Origin of the sequence: Candidatus Bathycorpusculum sp. (assembly GCF_009778815.1) — an archaeon.
Lineage (GTDB): Archaea > Thermoproteota > Bathyarchaeia > Bathyarchaeales > Bathycorpusculaceae > Bathycorpusculum > Bathycorpusculum hydrogenotrophicum.
The window spans coordinates 1-8,858 of record NZ_WRFL01000080.1 but is presented as its reverse complement, the minus strand read 5'-3'; the positions used below and the strand labels follow the sequence as shown (position 1 = coordinate 8,858).

The following is an 8,858-nucleotide window of genomic DNA, read 5'->3' as shown; positions in this document are numbered from 1 at the left end:
GTATCGGAGCTGGAGGCTTTCAAAAAGGCTTTGGCTATGTTGAGGCACTTAGGCATTGCCATTAAATCTTTGCGGCTGGATAAATATTTCAGTACCCGCTATGTTATCAAGCTTTTTGAGCGTTCTACTGCGTTGTATTTGATTGCTAAGAAGAGTGTTAGGCGGATTGGTGCTTGGGCTAGTATTTTGGCTAAGATTGCTTCTCCGGTTGATTTTTTGAGGCAGTATTTTTATCGCAATCTCTCTGAGAGTGGTTTTTCAGCAGATAAGGGGCGATTTGGCGGCATCATTAAACAAAGAAGAGCTGATCGACAGCAAACAACTCTTTTCTCAAATGCGCTTCTCCACAACATTTACACCATTCGAACTCACCCAAAATAGTTTTGTCCCAATGCCGCTTCTAAGTCAAAACTAATGTTGAATGAAAAATGTCTTGCTGAGCACATATAAAAAGACGAAATCAAGTAAACTACAGCTTTAGTCAAACAAAAAAAGTAAACAGGCAATTCTTGTTATTTTAGGCGTTGTGTTTTCTACATTTTGTAACAGCTCATTACCTCTATCAACAATAACGGCGAACCAAACGCCATAATATCAATGCAGACAGTCTTTATGTACATGTTTACTATCCAATTGAGTTTCAAACGATTATTGATGCATGTTACATAGAATATTTTGTAGGAAAAGAGTCAGTAATTTGTTATCAAATAGCAACCATATCAGATTAAAAGAGTTTGTATAAAATATGACCTCCCTCAATAGGAAAAATGCACGTCAAATCCATAGTCATTGAAACCGTGAAAGCGCTTACAATACTTAATAACTACCAGTAGAAAGTATCTCTTATGAAACCCAAAATACGCTGGATCCTTTGCGGCGGAACAATTTTCATGCAGAAGTCTTCCACTGGAAAACTAACATATTTGAATAACGATGGGTTGGAAAAAGAGAAAATATTGAAAAGATTTGAAAATCTCCAAGAATTCGTGGATATCACAGCTGACGACATTGTGAATCTTGGCACTATTTCAAAAAAAGATAGTTCGAATTTGGATCCAAACGACTGGAAAACAATCGCTACAGAAGTAGCAGATTCACTAAATAAATATGATGGCGTGTTAATAACTCATGGAACAGATACTATGCAATACACATCTGCAGCACTTTCCTTCATGATACGAAATCCACGTAAAACAATCGCCATCACGGGTTCACAGATTGATGCAAATAACACAAAAACAGATGCAGATAAGAATCTTTATGACGCAGCAAGGGTTGCAGCCTATGGAGACTTTGGAGTTTGTATAGTTTTTTCCTCAAAAATAATCAAAGGTACACGAGCCAAAAAAACTAGTGCTACCGAAATCGATGCTTTCGAAAGTTTTTGCAGTCCCTTGCTGGGAAAAACTGAATCAATTCAAATTGAACATAACGTTGTCAGAAATGAATATAGAGAAGTAATAGCCGATACGAAGTTGGACACGCGAGTAGGCCATATAAAGGTCTTCCCCGGAATGAATCCAGAAATACTTGAGTGTTACGTAAATAAAGGGTATAGAGGAATAATACTAGAGGGTTTCGGCTCAGGACACGTTAATGTTGTGGATCAAAAATATTCATGGTTGAATAATGTAGTTAAAGCTGAGAAGGCCGGTATACCTGTTTTTATATGCACTCAATGCAATCGTGGTGCAGTAGACTTGCGTTATGAGGTAGGCGAGAAACTAAGTCTCGCGGGAGCAGTGGGTCTTGGTGATATGCTTCCTGAGGTTGCAGTAATTAAATTAATGCATGTTTTGGGGCATTATAAAGATCCTGTGGAAATAAAGAAAGCAATGATAGAAAACTTCGCTGGAGAGATCAACCTTTAGTTTTTCAGCTACAAGCTCACAATGAAGAATAAACCACATTGTTTGCGCCCTAACAAATTAATTATGATAACGATTAAAGAATTTTTAACTCAGTTGTTTCTTTTGCAACTTCTAAAACCATGTAGGATGAGACAGCGTTTACGCCTCCAATAGATCTCATTCGGTCTTCGCATTCTTTGAGTGCACTGAGACAGTTTACCTTAAACTTCACTAACACGTCCCAGTCACCCATAGAAACTAAATATACATTTTGTGCCTCTGGCAGCTTAGAGATCTCAGCAAGGACATTGTTCTTTGTTTGAGGTGCCTCAAGTACTAACTGACATAGCATCAACGCTACGATAGATCGATTGAGCTTTGGCGCATCCAATAAAGCCACATATTTTTTTATAACTCCAGTGGATTCCAGATGTTTGATTCTCGAATACACGTTCGCAGTTGTACTTTCAGATTCTTCCGCTATTTGCTTTATTGATACCTTGCTATTTTTTTGAAGTAGATTTAAAATTATTAAATCCTTCTTTTCAACATCAAACATAACATATTCGCCCATATTTTTTTTATGAAATACCTGTGTTAAAGGACATGCTCTAAGACCATTCCAACAATTTTTCCCTGATTATTTCATTAATTAACTTGGGATCAGCTTGCCCTTTTGTTGCTTTCATCGATAAACCCACCAAGAAGTCAATTGCATCTTCATTTCGGATAGCATCCTTGACGGCGGGCTGATTTTTCTCAAATACTTCATTTATGACACGTTCAATCTGGGATCGGTCAACTATTTTCGTTAAACCTTGTTCCTTAGCTATACTTTCTGGTAGTTTACCAGTTTCCATACTTTCGTTCAACACCCTCTTCGCTGTTGCGCGATTTAACTGACCTGCTTTGAGCATTCTTATTAAACTACACAAACTGTTAGGGGAGATTTGTGATTTCGATAATGAGATCTCTTTTTTGGATAGAGATGGAATTATGTCGCTTACAATCCAGTTGCTTATTTCTACTGGGCTTTGGTAAATTTTGTTGCATTGTTCAAAGTAAACTGCAAAGTCTTTGTTTTCTGACAGTATTTTTGCGTTTGAAATCGAGATGCTGTATTGATCAATAAGACGTTGTTGAAGGGCTTCAGGCAACTCGGGCATTTCACACTTAATCTCTTGAAGAAATTCGTTGGACAGCTCTATTGGTACCAAATCGGGTTCAGGGAAGTATCTGTAATCCTGTTCTGCCTCTTTTGTTCGTAAAGAGACAGTAATTCTTCGAACTTCATCCCAGTGCCTAGTTTCTTTCTTTACTTTCATCCCTTTTTCGATCAGACTTTTTTGTCTAGAAATCTCAAAATTAAGCGCACGCTCAACTTCCTTGAACGAAGAAATGTTTTTAATTTCAACTCTTATACCCCCCTTTAGAGAAATGTTTGCATCGCACCTCATTGATCCTTCTAGGCTACTTTCAGATATTCCAAGGGATTCAACAATCGACTTCAATTTGTCCAAGAAGACTCGTGCATCTTTTGGTGATCTAAGATCAGGTTCTGTGACTATTTCGATTAACGCAATGCCAGCTCTGTTGTAATCAACTAATGTTGCGGTTGAGGAATCTATAGTGCCTTCGTAAACAAGTCTAGCTGGATCTTCTTCCAATTGGATTCGTGTAATCCTAATTTGCCTTGGCCCTTCTATAACCACTTTGCCGTTTGTTGAAAATGGTACGCCACCTGCTTGGTCATATTGAGTAATTTGAAAGTTCTTTGGCATATCTGGGTAATAGTAATTTTTTCTAAAGAACAGCATTCTTGATTGTATATGCATACTTAAAGCAAATGATACCAAGGTGGCAACTTTTACTGCTTTCTCATTTAGGACGGGTAAACTGCCTGGGAGACCCATGCATATGGGACACAAGTTGGTGTTTGGCTCTTTACCTCTGTAGTTTGATGAGCAACCACAAAACAATTTAGTTTTAAGGCATGTGAGTTGAACATGTATCTCCAAACCTATTTTAGTACCCAATTCGTTTTCTTCCATTTGGCTCACTCCAATACAGGTGTTTTGTTTACTTTTAAAACTCTTTCAAAAGATAAGGCAATCTTTAGAAGTAAGTCTTCTTTAAAGTGTGGCGCTATTAGTTGTAATCCAACTGGAAGTCCTCTCTGGAAACCACAAGGCAAAGAAATTGCGGGTAATCCAGCTAGATTGACTGGAACAGTGTCAACATCACAAAGGTACATTTTAACAGGGTCACTAGTTTTTTCACCTATTTTAAATGGTAAAATTGGCATCGTTGGTGCTACCAAAATGTCAACTTCTTTAAATGCCCTTTCGAAATCTTGAGAAATTAATGTTCGAATTCTTTGCGCTTTTAGGTAAAACTGGTCGTAATATCCTGCAGACAGAGCAAACGTCCCTAGTATAATTCTCCTTTTGACCTCTTGACCAAAGCCTGTTTCTCTGTCCTTGGAGAAAATATTGCTCCAATCATATGTCCCGTCAGGCAAACGAAGACCATATCTGATACCATCATAACGTGCAAGATTAGAGCTAGCTTCAGACATGGCAATTATGTAATAAGCGGGAAGAGCATCTGCCACTCGCCTTAGAGAAAGGTTTTTTGTGGTTATGTACTGCTCGTTTTCCATCTTTGAAATAGCGTTCATCACACAATTCTTAACAAGAGAATCCGTTCCTTCAGCGAAGAACTCTTGAGGTATACCTATTCTTACCTTCTGACACAGACTATCATCTAAGGTCGAAAAGTATCCTTTACGCAATTCTTTTGCAGAAGTACTGTCTTTAGGGTCATATCCAGCAATAGTCTCAAGTAATAGAGCTGAATCGTGGACGTTTCTGGATATAGGCCCAATTTGTTCTAAACTATTGGCATAGGAAACTAAACCGTACCTGCTCACTAAACCGTAAGTTGGTTTTAGACCTACAACACCACAAAAACTTGCTGGACACCTGATGGATCCCCCAGTATCTCCTCCAAGCGATAACGTTGCCTCTAACGCGGCGACTGCAGTGGCGCTACCTCCAGAAGAGCCACCAGGCACCATTGAAGTATCCCATGGATTATGCGTTGGTCCAAAGTAACTATTTTCCGTGGACGAACCCATGCCAAATTCATCCATGTTGGTCTTGCCGATTATTATTGCATCTTCTCGCCTAATTCGTTCAACGACGGTAGCGTCAAATGGTGAAACGTAATTTTCAAGTAAACGTGACCCACAAGTTGTCCTTAAATTTTTCGTACAGATGGAATCCTTAACTGCAACTCCAACACCACACAGTTTTCCAAGTTTACTACCTGATTTGACCTTCTTATCAATCGCCTTTGCTTGTTCCAAAGCTCCGTTTTTGTCGATTGATATATAAGCTTTGGTTTTTTTATCAACTCTTTCAATTCTCTCAAAAAGAGTTTGGATATACTCCTCTGCTGAAAAAGTGCCGTTCTTAATTTTGGCAGATATTTCACAGGAAGATAGTGATAAATCAGCGAACATTAGTAATTAGCCCATCCTAGGTGCTTTAACATAGCGACCTTTTAGCTGTGGGACGTTTTTTAGTATTTCATCACTTATAGATGGCTCTACCTCGTCTGGTCTCCAAACGTTTGTTAGTGGTAGAGCATGATAGGTCGGTTGAACGCTACTTAGAGGAACAGCATCTATTTGTTTAAAAAGATTGAGAATATCTTTTAGTTGACTATCAAACAGAGTTGCTTCTTCGGCAGATAACTCGATTCTGGCAAGCCAAGAAAGATGTTTAATCATTGGCTTAGTTTCACTGTTTATGTCTTTTCTTTTGCTCATTTCAGTTCGCCTTTCAAATCAGGGGATTAATCTACGCTGATCTCTAGGGTAAAGTACAACCTCGCGAATGTTTTTCTGTTTACAAAGCACCATCATAAGACGATCTAGACCAAATCCAAATCCTGCGTGTGGCGGTATTCCATAGTCAAAGACTTTGAGGTGGTACTCAAATAAGGCAGGATCGAAGCTTCTTTCTTTTAATTTTTCAACTAAAGTATCTTTCTGGTCTATTCTTGAACCACCCGACGCTATTTCAAGTGAGCCGTGCATTAAATCAAACGACTCACAAATTTCGGGTTTGTCATCTTTCGATTTGATGTAGAATGCTTTGGAAGATGTCGGCCAGTCAGTTATGAAGTAGAACTCTGGAAGTTTTCGCTCTATCTTTTTTAGATCTGACACGAAAAGGTCATTACCCCAACTGACATCTACTCCTTCTCTGTGCAAGAGTTCAAGTATTTCGTCGTACGTAACCCGCTTAAACGGAGGCACTGGTGCACGCATCTTGTTCTTAAGCAAGGCTAAGTCTTCTTTACAATTTTCCGTAATGTTAGCAATTGTGTGACAAATGACTCGTTCAAGAACATTCATCACATCAATGTATGTAACGTAGGCTTCCTCAATATCTACCGAAACAGCTTCACTCAAGTGCTTCATTGTACGGGACCTCTCTGCTCGGAAGATCGGACCTATTTCAAAAACTTTCTCGAATGCACCGGTTAATTGTTCTTTGTAAAGTTGTGGGCTCTGGGCTAGAAATGCTTCTTTGTTGTAATAGAGAAGAGGAAAAAGAGCGGCACCTCCTTCAGTTGCTGTTGATATTATTTTTGGGGTCTGAACTTCCATATAACCCTGAGAAGAAAAATACCCCCTAATGGCTTGGAGCGCCGTGTGCTTTATTTTAAATATAGCTTTTGACTGTGGCCTTCTTAAATCTACTGCCCTGAGATCCAATCTCTTTTCAATGTTTGGCAATCTTTGTTTGAATAGCTTGAATGGAGGCATACTCTGCGGAACAGAAAGAACCCTTATATCTTCAGGGATGATTTCAGCACCATGTGGAGCCTTTTCGGTGCTTTTAACTTTGCCCATAACCCCTATAAAAGATTGCTCATGAATATTATTTAATTTACTTCTGACATTTTCTGGGACACTATTAGCGTGTATAGTTAGTTGAACTATGCCTTTCAAATCTTCAAGTATTAAGAATGTAAGCTTACCATGATTTCTAATGCTTGCCACTATTCCGAAAACAACTACCTGATCACCATTAATGCTTGGCAGAATATCGTTTGAATAGTGACTCCTACGCAAATTGCCCATTGTGTCCATTTTTATACACTTATGTGGAGGAACAGGGCTCTCATTCTTTATTTATGTTTTGTCAGTAGTTCTGAAATATCGTTTCTCAAAACTATTTTGCTATTTCTGTTCATGTAAATGGTGATGTTTTAGATGATGCATCATGGAAGGTTCTTGCAGCAGGTCAATTTGACCGCAAAACAACTCAGAATGCTCTTTCGGGGTTAAATCAGGATCAAAAACGCATGAAAGAAGATAAACCCAAACAGAACAATAATTAACATAATAGTAGTATAGAAAAGATAACTAATTAGGCGACGCAAACCAAATATTAAGCTTCATTTTCTGAGGCGTAACGGATCAATACCTCTTCAATAGCTTGACCGAAACCTTTCGGATCATAAAAATTAAAGCGTACTCCAGTGTCATCTATATGTTGTATACAGGTATCACATAAATATGAAAACCACTCTGCATTCAATTTTTTTGAGGATAACGTATCCAATACAACTTTTCTTAATGCATAAAAATTATTATCAAAGTCAACATTATTGATATTACCCATGCAATATTTTGGCGATATTGCTTCAGGGCACGGATACACAAAACCATTCGTAGAAACAACCATACGGCTACCTATATACGAACAAATAGTATAGGGTTGGCTTAATTCGAATTTTCCAATACTATCATACAGTTCTTTTACGCCCATAATGGTAATATTTGAATCCGCATATGCTGTGTCAAGTGCAACATCTAGCATATGTCTATAGTAATTTATCAGTTTATCACCTGATATAATATCAGCACAATGCGGTGAATCAGGCTTTCCATCAACACAGGTACAACTTATGACACTGCACAATGAACTGGCATCATCAATAAGTTTACGTAAATTTAGAGTATGGCGGGCACTATAGGTTATTTCAATCATACTCAAAACACCATATTGTCTAAGATAGTCTAAACCGCGCTTAACTTCTTTGTATGTCGATTGTCCATCTATAGATATGCGTGTCTTATTATGCTCAGCCTCTGTCCCGTCCATACTAACCGAAGCACGTATGTTGTGTGCGGCGAAATATTTAGCAACTTCTTCGGTAACCAATGACCCATTCGTTGTTAAGGCTAAAGAAATCGATAGCTTTTCTGACTCGATGTATTCCGTAACAGCCTTAATAACCGACATATTTAAAAGAGGTTCACCGCCAAAAAAACTAATATTAAAAATGCCCTCATTAGCCGCAAATTTCACGGCGTTCAAAGCCGTTGATACACTCATCATACCTTCTTTTTGTCCATATTGACCATAACAATATGTACATGAAAAATTGCATTTTTCAGATATAATTAAAAGCATCGCTTTTAAATCAGGTATAATTGAAGGTTGATTAAAATATTTTTCTGGAGTAATGCCTTCAATCAACTCTCGAAGAAATTTTTCTATATCAGATGAATGGAATGAGTGCTTCAGTTCTATATCCTCAACGGACAGACCATTTAAATACTCTTGAACTATGAGTGCTTCTTTATCGGATAATATCCATAATTTATTTCGTATATTGGCATATCCATACCAAACGCTATTCCGATAAAACAGATGAAAATAGTTGTTGATTATCTCCCTATAGTTTCGCTCATCCAAATAAAACACTGTCCAGTTTGTAGAGTAGACCTACCACAACAAAAAATAGGTATTTAGTTTATATCATATAATTAAGCGTTAATTGATTGTGTTACCCGATATTTTTAGTAGCAGTTACCGATGTAATGTCATCTGGAGCATTTTTGTTACATACTAAACCGCCGACTTTAGTAGCAGTTACCGATGTAATGTCATCTGGAGCATTTTTGTTACATACTAAACCGCC

7 protein-coding genes and 1 pseudogene are annotated in these 8,858 nt (G+C 38.0%); 2 read left to right on the top strand and 6 right to left on the bottom strand.

Going from position 1 to position 8,858, the window contains the following annotated elements:
- Nucleotides 1-381 (top strand): annotated as a pseudogene (locus tag FWF39_RS11020) (ISNCY family transposase); the annotation flags it as partial.
- 464 nt (nucleotides 382-845) lie between these two features.
- A complete protein-coding gene (locus FWF39_RS11015) occupies nucleotides 846-1,871 on the top strand; it encodes an asparaginase (RefSeq protein ID WP_343383492.1) in 1,026 nt (341 codons plus the stop codon).
- A 73-nt stretch (nucleotides 1,872-1,944) separates the two neighbouring features.
- Here the strand turns inward: FWF39_RS11015 and FWF39_RS11010 are convergent, their stop codons facing one another.
- The 6 genes from FWF39_RS11010 to FWF39_RS10985 all read right to left on the bottom strand — a co-directional run bounded on the left by FWF39_RS11010 (nucleotide 1,945) and on the right by FWF39_RS10985 (nucleotide 8,632).
- Nucleotides 1,945-2,409 carry an Lrp/AsnC family transcriptional regulator gene (locus tag FWF39_RS11010; protein ID WP_343383491.1) on the bottom strand — a complete coding sequence of 155 codons (465 nt, stop codon included), beginning with the start codon at nucleotides 2,407-2,409 and terminating at the stop codon, nucleotides 1,945-1,947.
- A gap of 52 nt (nucleotides 2,410-2,461) precedes the next feature.
- Complete coding sequence (gene gatB, locus FWF39_RS11005; protein ID WP_343383490.1) at nucleotides 2,462-3,901, bottom strand: Asp-tRNA(Asn)/Glu-tRNA(Gln) amidotransferase subunit GatB; 1,440 nt, start codon at nucleotides 3,899-3,901, stop codon at nucleotides 2,462-2,464.
- Nucleotides 3,902-3,906: 5 nt separating this feature from the next.
- Nucleotides 3,907-5,376 carry an Asp-tRNA(Asn)/Glu-tRNA(Gln) amidotransferase subunit GatA gene (gene gatA, locus FWF39_RS11000; RefSeq protein WP_343383489.1) on the bottom strand — a complete coding sequence of 490 codons (1,470 nt, stop codon included), beginning with the start codon at nucleotides 5,374-5,376 and terminating at the stop codon, nucleotides 3,907-3,909.
- A gap of 6 nt (nucleotides 5,377-5,382) precedes the next feature.
- Nucleotides 5,383-5,685 (bottom strand): Asp-tRNA(Asn)/Glu-tRNA(Gln) amidotransferase subunit GatC, encoded by a 303-nt coding sequence (gene gatC, locus FWF39_RS10995; RefSeq protein ID WP_343383488.1) that lies wholly within the window; start codon nucleotides 5,683-5,685, stop codon nucleotides 5,383-5,385.
- Nucleotides 5,686-5,703: 18 nt separating this feature from the next.
- Entirely contained in the window at nucleotides 5,704-7,017 is a 1,314-nt protein-coding gene (aspS, locus tag FWF39_RS10990; RefSeq protein ID WP_343383487.1) for an aspartate--tRNA(Asn) ligase, read from the bottom strand.
- A 301-nt stretch (nucleotides 7,018-7,318) separates the two neighbouring features.
- The gene (locus FWF39_RS10985) at nucleotides 7,319-8,632 is read right to left on the bottom strand and encodes a radical SAM protein (RefSeq protein ID WP_343383486.1); all 1,314 of its coding nucleotides are present in this window, start codon (nucleotides 8,630-8,632) and stop codon (nucleotides 7,319-7,321) included.
- Nucleotides 8,633-8,858: the final 226 nt, after the last annotated feature.

Bases quoted from the DNA above. Each gene is read 5' to 3' on its own strand.
- FWF39_RS11015 (WP_343383492.1), top strand. From the start codon at position 846: ATGAAACCCAAAATACGCTGGATCCTTTGCGGCGGAACAATTTTCATG.
- FWF39_RS11010 (WP_343383491.1), bottom strand. From the start codon at position 2,409: ATGTTTGATGTTGAAAAGAAGGATTTAATAATTTTAAATCTACTTCAA.
- gatB (WP_343383490.1), bottom strand. From the start codon at position 3,901: ATGGAAGAAAACGAATTGGGTACTAAAATAGGTTTGGAGATACATGTT.
- gatA (WP_343383489.1), bottom strand. From the start codon at position 5,376: ATGTTCGCTGATTTATCACTATCTTCCTGTGAAATATCTGCCAAAATT.
- gatC (WP_343383488.1), bottom strand. From the start codon at position 5,685: ATGAGCAAAAGAAAAGACATAAACAGTGAAACTAAGCCAATGATTAAA.
- aspS (WP_343383487.1), bottom strand. From the start codon at position 7,017: ATGGACACAATGGGCAATTTGCGTAGGAGTCACTATTCAAACGATATT.